The 15,300-nt window shown below is 61.8% G+C and carries 13 protein-coding genes and 1 pseudogene; all 14 read left to right on the top strand.

The features are described from left to right. The first annotated feature begins 12 nt into the window (after nucleotides 1–12). The 14 genes and pseudogenes from HDG34_RS19070 (at nucleotide 13) to HDG34_RS19005 (ending at nucleotide 15,009) form a co-directional block, all read left to right on the top strand. Nucleotides 13–1,566, top strand: a complete 1,554-nt coding sequence (locus tag HDG34_RS19070) for an AMP-binding protein (protein WP_184061706.1) — start codon at nucleotides 13–15, stop codon at nucleotides 1,564–1,566. Between the two features lie 11 nt (nucleotides 1,567–1,577). Next, the gene (locus HDG34_RS19065; protein ID WP_184052644.1) at nucleotides 1,578–2,759 is read left to right on the top strand and encodes an acyl-CoA dehydrogenase family protein; all 1,182 of its coding nucleotides are present in this window, start codon (nucleotides 1,578–1,580) and stop codon (nucleotides 2,757–2,759) included. A 50-nt stretch (nucleotides 2,760–2,809) separates the two neighbouring features. After that, a complete protein-coding gene (locus HDG34_RS19060) occupies nucleotides 2,810–3,907 on the top strand; it encodes a CaiB/BaiF CoA-transferase family protein (RefSeq protein ID WP_184061705.1) in 1,098 nt (365 codons plus the stop codon). A 122-nt stretch (nucleotides 3,908–4,029) separates the two neighbouring features. Further along, complete coding sequence (locus HDG34_RS19055; protein WP_260321225.1) at nucleotides 4,030–5,280, top strand: MFS transporter; 1,251 nt, start codon at nucleotides 4,030–4,032, stop codon at nucleotides 5,278–5,280. Nucleotides 5,281–5,382: 102 nt separating this feature from the next. Further along, on the top strand, nucleotides 5,383–6,441 hold the full coding sequence (locus HDG34_RS19050) for a porin (protein WP_184061703.1): 1,059 nt from the start codon (nucleotides 5,383–5,385) through the stop codon (nucleotides 6,439–6,441). A gap of 60 nt (nucleotides 6,442–6,501) precedes the next feature. Continuing rightward, nucleotides 6,502–6,867, top strand: coding sequence for a BON domain-containing protein (locus HDG34_RS19045; protein ID WP_260321224.1), 366 nt, complete (start codon nucleotides 6,502–6,504; stop codon nucleotides 6,865–6,867). A 22-nt stretch (nucleotides 6,868–6,889) separates the two neighbouring features. Beyond that, a complete protein-coding gene (locus HDG34_RS19040; RefSeq protein WP_184061702.1) occupies nucleotides 6,890–8,230 on the top strand; it encodes a serine hydrolase in 1,341 nt (446 codons plus the stop codon). A 337-nt stretch (nucleotides 8,231–8,567) separates the two neighbouring features. After that, a complete protein-coding gene (locus HDG34_RS19035; RefSeq protein WP_311735646.1) occupies nucleotides 8,568–8,885 on the top strand; it encodes a group II intron maturase-specific domain-containing protein in 318 nt (105 codons plus the stop codon). A gap of 391 nt (nucleotides 8,886–9,276) precedes the next feature. Next, entirely contained in the window at nucleotides 9,277–9,996 is a 720-nt protein-coding gene (locus tag HDG34_RS19030) for a FadR/GntR family transcriptional regulator (protein WP_090812118.1), read from the top strand. Nucleotides 9,997–10,087: 91 nt separating this feature from the next. Further along, nucleotides 10,088–10,855 (top strand): SDR family oxidoreductase, encoded by a 768-nt coding sequence (locus tag HDG34_RS19025; protein WP_184061701.1) that lies wholly within the window; start codon nucleotides 10,088–10,090, stop codon nucleotides 10,853–10,855. A gap of 98 nt (nucleotides 10,856–10,953) precedes the next feature. Next, a complete protein-coding gene (locus tag HDG34_RS19020; RefSeq protein ID WP_184061700.1) occupies nucleotides 10,954–12,243 on the top strand; it encodes an MFS transporter in 1,290 nt (429 codons plus the stop codon). A gap of 45 nt (nucleotides 12,244–12,288) precedes the next feature. Beyond that, entirely contained in the window at nucleotides 12,289–13,536 is a 1,248-nt protein-coding gene (locus HDG34_RS19015) for an enolase C-terminal domain-like protein (protein ID WP_184061699.1), read from the top strand. Nucleotides 13,537–13,830: 294 nt separating this feature from the next. Beyond that, nucleotides 13,831–14,123: pseudogene (locus tag HDG34_RS19010) on the top strand (OB-fold nucleic acid binding domain-containing protein); the annotation flags it as partial. 238 nt (nucleotides 14,124–14,361) lie between these two features. Beyond that, complete coding sequence (locus HDG34_RS19005; protein WP_311734793.1) at nucleotides 14,362–15,009, top strand: hypothetical protein; 648 nt, start codon at nucleotides 14,362–14,364, stop codon at nucleotides 15,007–15,009. Nucleotides 15,010–15,300 lie beyond the last annotated feature (291 nt).

Below are 15,300 nucleotides of genomic sequence, written 5' to 3'. Positions count from 1 at the left end.
GGGAGACACCGATTGGGCTTTGCTTATTTTCTGCGCCGCGCCGCGCGTTATTGGGGCGACACCGTAGCGGTCATGCATCGCGAGCGCGAGCTGACGTACCGCCAACTCGACGAACGCTCAAGCCGGCTCGCGAATGCATTACTCGGTCTTGGACTGACGAAAGGCGACCGGGTCGCGGTTCAGGCCCGCAACTGCACGGAACTGGTGGAGATCGAATGCGCGCTTTATAAGGCGGGGCTCGTCAAGGCCGCGTTGAATCCGCGCTTCACGGCGCACGAAGCCGCCGACGTGGTCGAGAATTGCGCACCGCGCGTGATGATCGCGGGAGCGGGATACACGACTTACGATCGCAGCTCGCCAGGTTTCCGTTCAGTCGAAACATTCATTTCTCTTGGCGAAGCGGCGAACGGCTATGCCGACTACGAAACACTGATTTCGCGGGCCAGCGCGAACCTGCCCGATGTCACGCTGTCGTCCGACGACCTCGCCGTGCTGCACTTCTCGTCCGGTTCGACCGGCAAGATCAAAGCGGCTATGCAGACCTACGGCAATCGCCTCGCGTCGCTGCGCAAAATCCTGTTGGGCATGGACCGTCCCGCGAAACCCGGCGACCGCCTGGCGCTCATCGGACCAGTCACGCACGCGTCGGGCATGTTGATGCAGCCGTACCTCTATTCGGGCGCCACACTCGTGCTGTTCGACACGTTCGAGCCAGCGCACTTTCTTTCGGAAATCGAACGACTGCGCATTACGCACGTGTTCATGGTGCCCGCGATGATCAACATGCTGCTCAACGACGCTGCGCTGGACACCGCCAATCTCAAGAGCCTGAAGATGCTCGGCTACGGCGCCGCGCCAATGGCGCCCGCGCGCATCGAGGAAGCATGGACGCGGATTGGGCCGGTGCTGTCGCAAGGTTACGGCGCGAGCGAGTCGACCTCGGGCGTCACGCGCCTGAGCATCGCCGATCATGCCGACGCAATCGCGTACCGTCCCGAAAGGCTGGCATCGTGCGGCCGGCCGGCCGGCGAGACTGAAGTCCTGGTGGTTGACGAACACGGCTGCGAGGTCATGGGCGATGCGATCGGTGAGGTCATCATTCGCGGCGCCGATGTGTTCCAAGGCTACTGGGGCGAGCCGGAACTCACGCGCGAAGTGCTCGTGGACGGCTGGCTGCGCACCGGCGATCTCGCGCGCCTCGACGAAGCGGGCTTTATCTACCTCGTCGATCGCCAGAAAGACATGATCATTTCCGGCGGCTTCAACGTGTATCCCACCGAAATCGAAGCCTCGCTGTATCAGCATTCCGATGTGATGGAAGTATGCGTGGTCGGCGTGCCCGACGAGAAGTGGGGCGAAAGTGTCAAGGCAGTCGTCGTGCTGAAGTCCGGACGCAATACGTCTGCCGAAGAAATCATCGCGCATTGCCGCGCCCGCCTTGCTGACTACAAGCTCCCTCGCACGGTGAGCTTCGTCGCCGATCTGCCCAAGAACGCGAGCGGCAAGGTCGCCCGCAAGCTGGTTCGCGAGCAGTACTGGCAAGGCATCTCGCGTCGTGTCAACTGAAGGGGACAACCATGTTCGATCACCTGAGCAATCCGGTATTCGTTGAAACGCGTGAGGGCATTCGCCGTTTCATCGCGGAAGAATTGTTGCCGCTGGAGCAGGAACTCGGCATCGGCAGCGAAGACATCTGGCCGCGCGACACGCTACGCCGTGTCTGGCGCCGCTCCGCGCAGCTCGGCTTCTACGCGGCATGTCTGCCCGTCAAGCTCGGCGGCCGGGGGCTGTCGATCATTGAACAGTGCGCACTCAAGGCAGATCTGGCCGCCTCCGGATCCGCGCTCGCGCCTCACGTGCTCGGCGACCTGGGCGGTCCGCCGCGCGTCGGCAATATGCTCAAGTACGCGACGCCGGATCAGCTCGTGCGCTATTTCGAACCGGTGGTCCGTGGGGAGAAATCGACCTGCTTCGCGCTGACCGAACCCCACTCGGGCTCGGATGCGCAGAGCATCACCACCTCGGCCGTGGTGGACGGCGACGACCTCGTGATCAACGGCGTCAAGCACTACATCAGCGGCGCGCCGTTTGCCGATTTCGCGATCGTCATGTGCGTAACCGATGCCAGCACCACGCCACCTGCCATTACCGCGGTGCTCGTCGATCTCGACCGGCCCGGCGTGACGGTCGAACAGCAATATGTGCCGATGTCTGGACAGCACATCGACGCGGACATCCGCTTCGTCGACGTGCGCGTGCCTCGCGCAAACGTGTTCGGCGGAGAGGGCAATGGCTTCAAGCTCGGCATGTCGCGTATCAACGTGAACCGCCTGCTGCATTGCCCGACGATGCTCGGCCTCGCCACGGCGGCCTACGAAGCGTCGCTCGACTATGCGCGTACGCGCCGGCAGTTCGGCGGCCCGATCGCGCGCTTTCAGGCAATCCAGCACATGCTCGCCGACATGGCCGCCGCGCTGTGGGCATGCGAAAGCATGATCGCCCAGACAGCAGCGCTCGCGGACGCCGGTGCCGATCTGCGGATGAAGGCCGCGGCCTGCAAGCTGTTCGTGTCGGAACGTTGCTTCGAAGTCGCGGACAAGGCCGTGCAGATTCATGGCAACGTCGGCGTGACGCGCCATCACCCGATCGAGCAGACGTTCCGGAAACTGCGGATGTTCCGCATCTTCACGGGCACGAGCGAGATCCAGCGCAATACAATCGCCCGCGTCATTCTCGACCCGGCCGGCTCGCCGGCATAAAAGAAGAATGCAGCACGCACGCGGCTGCCGCATACCGTGAAGAGGTACCGATGAAACCGGAATGGTCCTGCCTGAACGGCGTCAAGATTGTCGATTTGAGTCAACTGCTGCCCGGGCCACACGCCACGTCGATGCTAATGCATCTGGGGGCGGACGTGGTCAAGGTCGAGCCGCCCGGCACCGGCGATCCGGCGCGCCAACTCGGACGCGAGATATTCGCCCAGCTCAACCGGGGCAAACGGTCCATCGCGCTCGACTTGAAAAGTTCCGCCGGACAGGCTGCGATGCTCGAACTGGTGTGTGACGCGGATGCGGTGGTCGAAGGTTTCCGGCCAGGCATCATGAAACGCCTTGGACTCGACTATTCGACGCTCGCCGAAGTGAATCCGCGCATCGTGATGTGTTCGATTTCCGGATTCGGGCAGACCGGCCCGTACGCGGCCCGGCCTGGCCACGATCTCAATTACCTGGCGCTCGGCGGTTTCTGGTCGATTCCGGTTCAGGTCGACGACCGGGTCACGCGCCCACGTGTGCGGCTTGCGGACTACGCCGGGTCGAGTCACGCCGCGCTCGCGCTGGCGGTTGCTGTTATGAGCGCGCGTCAGAACGGTCGCGGCCAGCATCTTGACGTATCGATTCACGACTGTGTGTTGGCGTGGACTGCATCGGCCGCGTGGACCTCGCGCGAGTATGCGGACCGCCCGCTGGCATCGCCCAACGTCATGCCCGAGAACGATCTTTTCGCGACGCGAGACGGCCGGCATCTTGCGTTGGGGATTCTGGAGAACAAGTTCTGGTTGAACCTGTGCGAAGCGCTCGGCGCCGACTATCCCGCGTTGACTGACGATCGCTTCGCGTCACGCCTTGGCAGGCAGCAGTTCAAGCGCGAGGTCAACGCGCTGCTCACGCAGATGTTCTTGCAGCGCACGCTTGCGGAATGGCTCGACACGCTCACGTCTTTCGATCTACCGGTGTCGCCGCTGCTCGACGCGCACGAGTTATTCGACGATCCGCACGTGCGCGAACGCGGCATGATCCGTGAGCTCGCTAACGAGGCAACCATGGCGGTGCGCTTTCCCGTGAAATTTTCGGCGGGGTTGCCCGATGCCGGGGACACCGTCCCGCTGCTCGGCCAGCACGACGGCTGAAGCCGTCCGACAGCAACAGCAATAGCAGGAACGCAGAAGACGTCCCCACCATTACGGAGACAACCCGAATGACAAACGAACACAACCGGTACCGACCGGCGCGCGCATGGTCTATCGCAATCATGCTCGCGCTGATGATGCTGGTGAATTTTCTGGACAAGGTCGTGCTCGGCCTCGTGTCCATCCCGATGATGCGTGAGCTTCACCTGTCGCCCACGCAGTTCGGGTTGATTGGCGGGAGCCTCAACTGGTTGTTTTCGATTTCCGCTGTGCTGGGCGGCCTCGCGGCGAATCGCGCTTCGACAAAATGGCTGTTGCTGCTGATGGCTGGCTCATGGGCCCTGCTGCAATTGCCGATGCTGGTCGCCGGTTCGATCTGGAGCATCATCGCGTGCCGTGTGCTGCTCGGCGCCGGCGAAGGACCGACCTCGCCGGTTGCGGTGCATGCGCTTTATAAGTGGTTTCCGGACGCCAGGCGCAACCTGCCTGTCGCCGTGCTGCATCAGGGGAGCGCGCTCGGTCTGCTGGTCGCCGGGCTGAGCATTCCGGCCATCACCGCACACTGGGGCTGGCGGGCAAACTTTCTCGTGCTGTCCGCGCTGGGCTGCCTCTGGTGCATCGCGTGGCTCGTATTCGGCGCGGAAGGTCGTTTGTCGAGCCCCGTGCGTAAGGGTCGCACGGCGCGCGTCCCGTACGCTCTGCTGCTGACCGATCGGACCGTACTGGGCGTTTTTGCCGGGCACTTCGCCGCCAACTGGATTCTTGCCATGACGCTCACCTGGACGCCAACCTGGCTGCAACTGGGAATGGGTTATGAACCGCATGTCGCGGGCAGAATGTTTGCGTTATTCGTCGCCATTACGGCGCCCCTTAGCCTCGGGCTTGCCGGGCTGTCGCAGCGCCTGTTGGCGAACGGGGTGCCGTCGAGAGTCGGGCGCGGCGGCTTCCTAGCCGTGACGCTGATCGTGGCGGGCGCACTGATCGCGTTGCTTGCGTGGCCAGGCGTCTCGCCCATGGTGAAGTTCATCCTGCTGACGCTCGGCAGTGGCATGACGCTTGCCATGTATTCGATCGGGCCTGCCATGTTGGGCGAAGTCACCCCCGATTCGCAACGGGGCGGCGTCCTCGCATTGAGCAACGGATTTTCATCGCTCGCCGGACTCGCCGCGCCGATCGTCACCGGGCTGCTGATCGACGGCGCCAGCCGGTCCACCGCGCGCGGCTTCGAGCAGGCGTGCGTCGCCTGCGGCGTGGTACTGCTGGGATGCGGCCTGCTTTGCGGATTCTGCCTCGACCCGCAGCGCTCGCAACGGCGCCTCGCCGGTGGCGTGTCCCGCGCCCCGGCGCCGCGTAGCGTCGCCGATCCTGGCTGAAGCTCTGCGCATCACCGTCTTTGAGTGCGTTCCGCGACACGTCTGGACGGACGCCATCCATTAGTTATCCGTAATAATACCAATAGAAAACAAAGGAAACGTATGAAGAAGGTTCTTGGTGCGACGCTGATAAGCCTGCTATCTGGAGGGGCCTGTGCGCAATCAACCGTGACGTTGTATGGCAATGTCGGCGGCGGTCTTCGCTGGACGAACGGCGCCAAGGGCGGCAGCGTGGTCGGTTACAACAACAATATCATTGCCGGCAACCAGTTCGGCTTTACCGGCAAAGAAGACCTCGGTGCCGGCCTGAAGGCCATCTTCAAGCTGGAGGGCGCGTTCAACAGCGGTACCGGCGCGGTGAAGACCTCGGGCACCTTGTTTTCGCAGGCTGCGTTCGTCGGTTTGACTGGCAATTTTGGCCGCCTGACCTTTGGCCGGCAACTGAACGCAAACGAAGACCTTGGCATTCTCATCGATCCGGCGGGTGGGCGCGGACAGTCCATTGCGATCGAACCAGGCGTGGTATATAGCGCTAACTATTTCACACTGGACTCGCGTTTCAATAACACTGTCAAATATATCGGACAGGTAGGCGGCTTTCGCATGGCCGCGAGCTATTCTCCCGGCGGCGTCGCGGGCAATCCCCGCGCGGCGACAAACTTCTCGGGCGCGGCCTTGTATCAGTGGGGACCAGCGCTCGGCGGCGTGTCGTATCAAAAGACGTGGAACGCGACGGCGACACAATGGGCGCAGACGTTCCAGACCGGCGGTACGCTCCAGATCGGACCAGCGCGGCTTTACCTGAACTATGCCGATCTCACCGTTACTGGCGCTAAGCCCACTACACCCCGGCGCCGCGACAGAATTCCGGGCGGTGGAGTCGTCTGGTCGGTCACGCCAGCGTTACAGTTCACGGCGGCTTTCATTGATGATATTGCCAGTAATCTTGGCAATGTCGCGTCGGCCAGCGGCCGTAAAGTCACAACGTTTGCAATTGCCGAGTATTTTCTGTCGAAGCAGACCGAACTCTACGCGGAGTTCGATCGGAATGGATTTTCGGGCGCCTATCGTTACGATCCCGCCAACATCACGGCACTCGGCCTGAATCCCGGTGCCCATACGATGACCGGCGTGTCACTCGGTCTCATGACACGTTTCTAGAAGGGAGGCGCAAGCCTACGCCTGGCCGATCCCACCCATTCACTTTATTGAAGAAATCGCATGACGATCCGTATTCGAATTCCCCGCGCTATGCTCATGGCTGCGCTTATCGGCGCGTCCGCCGGCGCATTTGCCCAGTCCGGGGCCGCATCCGCGGGCGGCTCCACCACCGCCTCTGACGCGACGTCCGTCAAGGCAAGGAAGGCCGCGGACAGGAAGCTCGCTCGCCGGGTATCGACTGCACTAGCTCGCACTCGAGGGCTCAACGCCGCACGCATCTTCGTGAAGGCACAAAGCGGCCACGTCACGCTTTCCGGCTCGGTGTCGGATAACGAGCAGATTCCACTGGCCGTCGAAGCGGCAAAGCAGGTCGTCGGCGTCTCAAGCGTGGAGAATTTTATCCACCTCTCCGGGCCATCTCTGTAATGCCTGCCTTCCGGGAAAAAACATGAAAAGCACTCGAAATCGTGACCTCACCACTGGCCCTGTCGCGACCGCCGTGGCGCTTGTCATTGGCGCACTGCTGCCGCTGTCCACGCATGCTCAGGAGGTCGGGGTATCTCGCGACCCCGTCGAACTCGGCATCATGCAGGGCTTTCCTCCGCCTGCGGACAAGCTTGTGACCAAGGCCAACTCGCTGCGCTACCCGAACCTTGCCTGGGCGCTCCGCAATACCCGTCTGATGACTCCTACTGCAAATGTCGAGCACGCGCACACGCCGTTGCCACTACCTGCCGGTGCCGCGCTCGACCCCGACAAGGTGCAGTTCACTGTCGACGGAACGACGCTAACCCTGACCGATTATCTGCGACGCACCTATACCGACGGTTTCATCGTCGTTCACGACGGCAAGGTGGTGCTTGAGCGCTACTTCAATTCCTTTACGCCCCGGCAGACGCACGCGTGGGCATCGATGACCAAATCCGTGACTGGGCTCGTCGCGGCGCAACTGATCGACGAAGGCCGACTGGACCCACAAGCGACACTCTCGACGTACGTTCCCGAACTGGCGGGCACGCCGTTCGGCGACGCGACGGTCCAGCAAAATCTGGATATGGAGGTGCCGGTCAGCTACCCGGCCGATCTTCCACCAGATCTGGGACTCTTCGGCGCAGTGGGCATCACTCCGCGCCGCAGCGGCGCGCCGGACAGCATCTACGACTTCCTGAAAGTGGCACGCCCCACGCCCGCCGCGACGGCGGGAAACGTGTGGTTCTACCAGAATGGCTCGCCCGAAGCTGTCGCATGGGCGATACGGCGCGTGTCTGGCCTGTCGTGGAGCGAACTGGTCTCCCGCACGATGTGGCAGAAGATCGCCGAAGACGACGGCGACGTCGTGGTCGATCGTTTAGGTACCGAGATGGCAAGCGGTGGTTTCAACACGACGCTTCGCGACGCCGCACGTTTCGGTGAGTTAGTGCGGTTGGGCGAAGCGGGACGGACGACTTTGCTCCCGGCTTCTACCGCCCACATCACATTTATGCCTGCGGATAACGCCCGCGCCTTCGCGAAGGGCAATCTGGCGTCCGGCCGCCCGGGCTACTCATATCGGGACTACTGGTATCAGGTGAACGATGGGCACGGCTCGTTCGCGGCCGGCGGCCGGTTCGGGCAATCGATCCTGGTCGATCCTAAGACGAAGCTCACCATCGTCAAGTTCTCGTCATCGCCTGATCAGGCCGCGCGACCGACCAGTGCGGCAGCGGGGCGCTCGATCCCACGGGCGTCGCTCGATACTGCCGCTGCGCTTAACCAGGCCGCACGTGCCATCAGTGCCGCGATCAGATAACGCATTGCAGTGCGAGCGGGGAGCGGTAACGCGACGCGCCGCCCGGTTATCGGGCGGGCGACGTCGCGGCCGCGCCGAGACACAATGTGCCGGCCGACGTAAGGGTTAGGTGCGACCGTACGCGCTGTTTAAGTGCTAATCGCCCGGCGGACAGCTAGCCTTCGTCTGCGACCGTCCGATTTGTAGTTGCTCAGGGGACATTCGCGGTCAGGGTGCGACGGGCGGCTCCGGGTCGACTTCGGCCGACCGCGTCGGGTCGGCTGTGGCCTTTGGTGGATGGTCGCGTAGCCCACGTCGGCGCAGTCCTATCGCCGACCGCCACCGCAGTTCAATCGGCATGCGTCCGTCGAAGAAGAGTATCCGGCGTATGCTAGAAAAGATTCATGCAATGACCGCTCTTAAGACGGGATGGCAAGAAACCACGGAACTGGTGGGCAGGTTGAACCGCTCGCTACGAGGCTGGGCGAACTACTTCAACGTAGGAACGGACAGACGCGCGTATCGCGCGCTCGACAGCCACACCGCTGCGCGGTTGCGTCTGCGTCGGTGGTTACGCAACAAGTACAAGGTTCGACGTCGCAGGGGCGGGACTTATCCATCCCAGCACCGCTACGGGCACTTCGCTCTCGTGCGTCTGACTGGTCCCTGGTTGTGAACCTGCCGCCAGACGAAAGAGGCGGCAACAGACAAATCGAACCTACCGCTACCGCGCCACGTCTCGATACCGACATGCGACGGATGGCTCGGCCAAACGCAAACAGATTGCGGCGCTAACCTTACTCGTCACACAAGCCCAAGGCCGTTAAGCGCCCTCCTACTAACAACAATCGGGATTGAAACTGGCATCGGGCGCGCCCGGGGAACCGCGGCTGCTTGCTTTCGACGGGCACGCGGGACATGCACGCGGAAACCCACTCAGCGATAGTTAATCGCCCACGCGAAAGGGCTGCTAATCCCATTGGTCAGATACAGGGAGATCCCTGGTTGAACCCGATCGGCCATTTGCCTAGTATTTTAACATCATACGTATGATGTAGAGGCAAAACATGGAAACGCTTCATCGGCAGGTCCTGAACCAGATGGGCGAACAGATCTGTTCAGGCAAGTTCGCGCCGGGCGACATCCTTCCGGCTGAGCCCGTGCTCGCCGAGCAAATGCAGGTCAGTCGCATCACGATTCGCGAGACGATGAAGTCGCTGTCGGCGAAAGGCATGCTCCAGGTGCGCCGCCGTTACGGCACGATCGTGCTGCCGCGTTCGCAATGGCAACTGTTCGACCCGGACGTGATCACGTGGCGCGCGCGGGCGGGGGCGGTTGACGCCGGCCTGATCCAGGACCTGATGGAGTTGCGCCTCATCATCGAACCGAACGCAGCCAAACTCGCCGCCCGGCGCGCGACCGAAGAAGACCGCGTTGCCGTGCGTCGCGCTTTCAAGGCGATGGAACGCGCAGTCGCTGGCCATGGCGAATATGTTCCCGCCGATCTCGCCTTTCACGGCGCAATCCTGAGCGCCTGCCATAACCAGTTTGTCCAGCAGATGCAAAACGCGCTGTCGGCGATTCTGCGGACGAGCTTTGAACTCAGCTCCGAAATCGCCGGTGGTCCGGCGCGTTCGCTGCCGATGCATGAAGCTCTTTGCGTGGCGATCGAAAGGGGCGATGAAGCGGCCGCGGAGGCCGCGGTACTGACGCTGATCGAGCGCGCGGAGAAGGACTTCGAAGACCGCGACAAGCTCAGGCAAACCGCCAACGACCGGCCCGTCTGACGCTTCCTGTTTTCACCATCATCGCGACGCAAGCCCTGTCGCGAGGGGCGCCATTACGCCTCGTTTTTGAACACTGGGAAAGGAACAACGCATGAATCAGCTATTCAATTTGAGCGGGCGCACGGCGCTCGTCACGGGTTCGGCCCGCGGCATCGGCTTTGCGCTTGCCGAGGGACTCGCAACCGCAGGCGCGCGCGTGATCCTTAACGGCACACGCGCCGATACGGTCGCCGACGCGGTCAGCCGGCTGGATGCGAAGGGCTTCAGCGCGCAAGGCCGAGCCTTCGACGTGACGGACGAACAGGCCGTAGCCGATGCGTTCGCCCAATGGGACAAAGACGGCGTGAAGATCGACATCGTCATCAATAACGCCGGCATCCAGTTTCGCAAGCCGCTCGTCGAGCTCGAACTGTCGGACTGGCAGCGCGTGATCGACACCAACCTGACCAGTGCCTTCATCGTATCGAAGCAGGCGGCACAACGGATGATCGCGCGCGGCACGGGCGGCAAGATCGTCAACATCGGCTCGCTCACCAGTGAGGCCGCTCGCGCGACGGTGGGCGCATACACCGCGGCGAAGGGCGGCATCAAGATGCTGACCCGCGCGATGAGCGCCGAGTGGGCCGCATCGAACATCCAGGCGAACGCGATCGGTCCCGGCTACATCCTGACCGATATGAATCAGGCCCTCGTCGACAACGCCGCCTTCGATGCCTGGGTCAAGAACAGCAACCCGTCGCAACGCTGGGGCAGACCGGAAGAACTCGTCGGCACGGCGGTGTTTCTTGCGTCGCCCGCATCGAGCTACGTCAACGGCCAGATCATCTATGTCGACGGAGGCTGGCTGGCCGTGCTTTGAAAGCAACTCACGAGGGGTCTATCACAACTAGAAGAACGGCACGATCCCCGCTCATCACACAGTGTGTGCCGTCTTTCGCGGCACCGATCGGAGACATCATGGAAAGCGTCAAACCCGTAGCAACCCAGAGATGGTGGTATCTGATGCCTATCATCTTCATCACTTACAGCCTCGCCTATCTCGATCGTGCGAACTACGGTTTCGCCGCGGCCGCCGGAATCGACAAGGACCTCGGCATCACGCACGGCATGTCGTCGCTGATCGGCTCACTGTTTTTTCTCGGCTACTGTCTGTTTCAGGTGCCCGGCGCGATCTACGCGCAGCGCAACAGCGTCAAGAAACTGATTTTCTTCAGCCTGATCCTGTGGGGCCTCTGTGCCGCAGCGACGGGCATGGTCAGCAACATTCCGATGCTGATGGTGCTGCGTTTTGTGCTCGGCGTCGTGGAGGCCGCAGTGATGCCGTCGATGCTGATGTATATCAGCCGGTGGTTCACGCGAACAGAACGTTCGCGCGCCAACACGTTCCTGATTCTCGGCAATCCTGTGACGGTGCTGTGGATGTCGGTGGTGTCCGGCTATCTGGTGCACAGCTTCGGCTGGCGCGAGATGTTCGTGATTGAAGGCATACCTGCGCTGGCGTGGGCCGTCGTGTGGTGGTTCACGGTCAAGGACAAGCCGGCTGACGCGCCCTGGATGAGCGAAGCAGAAAAGACCGAACTGCAGGCGCGCCTGAAGGCCGAACAGGCCGACATTGCGCCGGTGCGCGACTACAAGACCGCATTCCGCTCATCGATCGTGCTGAAATGCTGTGCGATCCACGCGCTGTGGAGCGTGGGTGTGTACGGTTTCATCATGTGGCTGCCGTCGATTCTCAAGACGGCTTCGACGATCGATATCGTGTCGGTCGGCTGGCTTGCCGCCGTTCCGTATCTCGCTGCGATCATCCTGATGCTGCTCGCATCATGGCTGTCCGACAAGACCCGCAACCGCAAGCTGTTCGTCTGGCCGCTGCTGCTGATCGGGACGATTGCATTCGTGGGTTCGTACATGATCGGCAGCTCGCACTTCTGGATCTCGTTTGCGTTGCTGGTCGTGGCAGGTGCAACGATGTATGCACCGTATGGACCCTTCTTCGCGCTCGTTCCCGAACTCATCCCGAGCAACGTGCTGGGCGGCGCGATCGGACTCATCAACTCATGCGGCGCAATGGGCGCGTTTCTCGGCTCCTGGATCGTCGGCTATCTGAACGGTGCGACGGGTAGCCCGGCGGCGTCGTACATGTTCATGGCGGGCGCGCTGCTCTGCTCTGTGATTCTGATGATCACCGTGCCTGAGCACTCCGGTCAGCGCTCGAAGCAGGAAGGGCGCCTCGCAGTGAGCCGCTGATAAACCGCCACGCCACGACTCAACATTTGCAATGGCAGGAACAACATGACAACGCTGATCACCGATGTAAAGGTCATCCTGACCGCGCCGGAAGGCATCAACCTGATCGTCGTCAAGGTGGAGACCAATCAGGCTGGACTGTATGGGCTCGGTTGCGCGACGTTTGCGTATCGGCATGTAGCGGTCAAATGTCTGGTCGAGGAGTATTTGCGACCGCTTCTGATCGGCAGGGACGCCGAGGCGATTGAGGAGCTGTGGCAACTGATGCACCAGAACGCGTACTGGCGCAACGGCCCCATCGAGAACAATGCGATCTCGGGCATCGACATGGCCTTATGGGACATCAAGGGCAAAATGGCGGGCATGCCGCTCTATCAACTCTTCGGCGGCAAGTGCAGGGAAGGGGTGCCCATCTATCGCCATGCGGACGGGCGTGATCTCAACGAGTTGTGCGAGAACATCCAGAAGTATCGGGAGCAGGGCATCACGCACATTCGCTGTCAAAGCGGCGGCTACGGCGGAGGCGGCTGTGGCAAGGCGCCATTGGGCGCGCCGGCGCGCGCGCCTGAGGGCGTGTATCTCGACAGCAGGAAGTACATGCGCGAGACCCTCAAACTCTTCGACGGCATTCGCAGCAAGGTCGGCTTCGACGTCGAGTTGTGTCACGACGTGCATGAGCGGCTCAAACCTGTCGAAGCGATCCGCTTCGCGTGCGAGCTCGAGCAATACGAGCTGTTCTTCCTTGAAGATGCGATTGCGCTAGAAGAGGGCGAATGGATACGGCAACTGCGCACAAAGACGACGACACCTCTCGCTCAGGGCGAACTCTTCAACAACCCGTATGAATGGCGCTTCATGATCACTGAGCGCCTGATCGACTTTATACGCGTTCACCTGAGCCAGATCGGCGGGATTACTGCCGGACGCAAGCTGCAGATATTCGCCGAACAATTTGGCGTGAGGACAGCCTGGCATGGTCCGGGCGATATGTCGCCGATGGCTCACGCGGCGAACATTCATATCGATCTCGCTGCGCGCAATTTCGGGGTTCAGGAATGGTCGGGCACCGAGCCGCCCAACTTTGTCATCCAAGCCCTGAAGGGTCCGCGGGCGGCATTGCTGGACGTCTTCCCAGGCTTGCCCGAGTTCCGCAACGGGCACGTGTATGCGAACGACAAACCCGGTCTCGGAGTCGATATCGACGAAGCTGAAGCGACAAAGTACCCGTGTGAAAACACCGTGACGACCTGGACCCAAACCCGGTTGAAAGACGGCACCTTGCAGACGCCTTGATTGAGAGCAAGCGCCGGGCGTATTCGTTGTCTGAACGGCTTGGGCATGCTTTACGTCGCAAGCTGGCTATCCTTGGTGGCCTCGGATATACCGATAATGGGAAATCGTAGTAGGCATCGGGGCCACCGATACGGTTCGGGTCATTGGTCGACTTCCGGATTCGGCAGACATCGGCCATGAGCCGTCATTCGCACCCGCCGCGGTTCGGACATTCAGACGTCTGTTCCGGCGAGCAACCAGCCACTCGCCCAGCAACGCACGTGGAGATTGGGCATGGGCGGTTCATCGAAGCGGTACCGCAACAACCAGTTCGCGCGCGCGTGTGGCCTTGTCTGCGTGCGTCAGCGGCCGGGCACGGTCAATGGCGTGATGTTCATGACGCTGGAGGATGAAACCGGCCATGTGAGCGTGATCGTCTGGCCATCCGTGCTCGAGGCGCAGCGACGCGAGGTACGCGGCGAACCACTGCTTGCTGCGTACGGCGTCTGGCATCGCGAGGGTGAGTTCGCCATCTCGTGGCTCAGAAACTCATCGACGCTTCGTATCTGCTCGGTAAGTTGCCCACGGCGAGCCGCGACTCTCACTAAAGGGACGATCATGCTCGAAGCGTGGCACGATCCCGCGACTCCGCCGCCGCGTCCTTGAGTTGTCCTCGTGCATTCGGTAGCCTATAGATTCCGACACCCGTCCCGTTAGCCACGGTATCTCGCCACGCATCCTGGCATCGAACGTCGTGTTTGTGGCCTTAAAGCCAACGCTTACGAGATTACGAACATTTGTTAAGGCCCGGCATTGCATCGTGATCCTGCGTCGAAGCTAGCCCGTTTGACCGCTGCTATTGTTGTGGCAAGCACGGCCGTGGCCGTTGACGTGCACGCCGATGAGCAGCCGCTCAGCTTTTTCGATCCAGAAGATGGCCAACTGGACATGAGCGACTTCCTTCTCAAACACAAAGGCGCGTTACCAGTGCCGATCGTGATCACTGAGCCGGCCGTCGGTTATGGTCTTGGACTCGGACTGCTCTTCTTTTCAGGGCCGATTGCTGACGCCGCCGCGGATACAACGCCCGATCATCCCGACCGCGTTCTTCCGAACGTCACCGCGCTGGGCGGTCTGTATACGGCAAACGGAACGTGGGCAGCGGCGGCCGCCCACTTTCACACCTGGGACGATGACCGGTACCGCTACCTCGGTGCGCTGGCAAAAGTCGATGCGCACCTGGACTACTTCGGCCTCTTGAGCCAGCCGAGGGCCTATACGCTGCAGGGCAACGCGTTGCTCCAGCAGTTTCTTGTGCGCATGGGCAACACCCGCTGGTATGGGGGCGTACGTTACGTTTTCTTCGATTCTTCCTCCACCTTCACGGGCGGGAGCGTTCCCGGTGAACTGGGCCATTTCCAGAAGGACCAGCGAATCGGCGCCGGAAGCCTTATCGTGGACCACGATTCGCGCGGTAAGGCAGAGGATTTTTAGCGAAGCGCAGACGGCGCACGAGGCGCGCGTTGGCACAACGTGCGGGCCGTCTGTGCTTCGCTAAAAATTCTTTGAGCTAAACCGCTCCGCAGACGGTTGGGCTATGGGCATTGAATCGACGCGCGCTTGCGATGTTCACGACGACAGTATTCGCAGCGTCCGGGATGAACGGTTGGCGGTCCGGGTTGAGCAAGGAATGTCCGCGCAACGCAGACGATGAACAATCGACGCGGGGTGCGTGCGTGGACGGTCGGCGCCGTCTGGCCAAGCGTGTCCAACGGTGCCTGCGAG

It is taken from the genome of Paraburkholderia sp. HC6.4b, from assembly GCF_014200875.1.
Taxonomy (GTDB): domain Bacteria; phylum Pseudomonadota; class Gammaproteobacteria; order Burkholderiales; family Burkholderiaceae; genus Paraburkholderia; species Paraburkholderia tuberum.
Note: the sequence above shows the minus strand (reverse complement) of the source record. Positions and strands in the feature narration are given on the sequence as shown.

Coding starts and splice junctions, on each gene's coding strand:
- HDG34_RS19045 (WP_260321224.1), top strand. CDS start 6,502: ATGACGATCCGTATTCGAATTCCCCGCGCTATGCTCATGGCTGCGCTT.
- HDG34_RS19015 (WP_184061699.1), top strand. CDS start 12,289: ATGACAACGCTGATCACCGATGTAAAGGTCATCCTGACCGCGCCGGAA.
- HDG34_RS19030 (WP_090812118.1), top strand. CDS start 9,277: ATGGAAACGCTTCATCGGCAGGTCCTGAACCAGATGGGCGAACAGATC.
- HDG34_RS19050 (WP_184061703.1), top strand. CDS start 5,383: ATGAAGAAGGTTCTTGGTGCGACGCTGATAAGCCTGCTATCTGGAGGG.
- HDG34_RS19025 (WP_184061701.1), top strand. CDS start 10,088: ATGAATCAGCTATTCAATTTGAGCGGGCGCACGGCGCTCGTCACGGGT.
- HDG34_RS19055 (WP_260321225.1), top strand. CDS start 4,030: ATGCTCGCGCTGATGATGCTGGTGAATTTTCTGGACAAGGTCGTGCTC.
- HDG34_RS19020 (WP_184061700.1), top strand. CDS start 10,954: ATGGAAAGCGTCAAACCCGTAGCAACCCAGAGATGGTGGTATCTGATG.
- HDG34_RS19035 (WP_311735646.1), top strand. CDS start 8,568: ATGCGTCCGTCGAAGAAGAGTATCCGGCGTATGCTAGAAAAGATTCAT.
- HDG34_RS19060 (WP_184061705.1), top strand. CDS start 2,810: ATGAAACCGGAATGGTCCTGCCTGAACGGCGTCAAGATTGTCGATTTG.
- HDG34_RS19065 (WP_184052644.1), top strand. CDS start 1,578: ATGTTCGATCACCTGAGCAATCCGGTATTCGTTGAAACGCGTGAGGGC.
- HDG34_RS19040 (WP_184061702.1), top strand. CDS start 6,890: ATGAAAAGCACTCGAAATCGTGACCTCACCACTGGCCCTGTCGCGACC.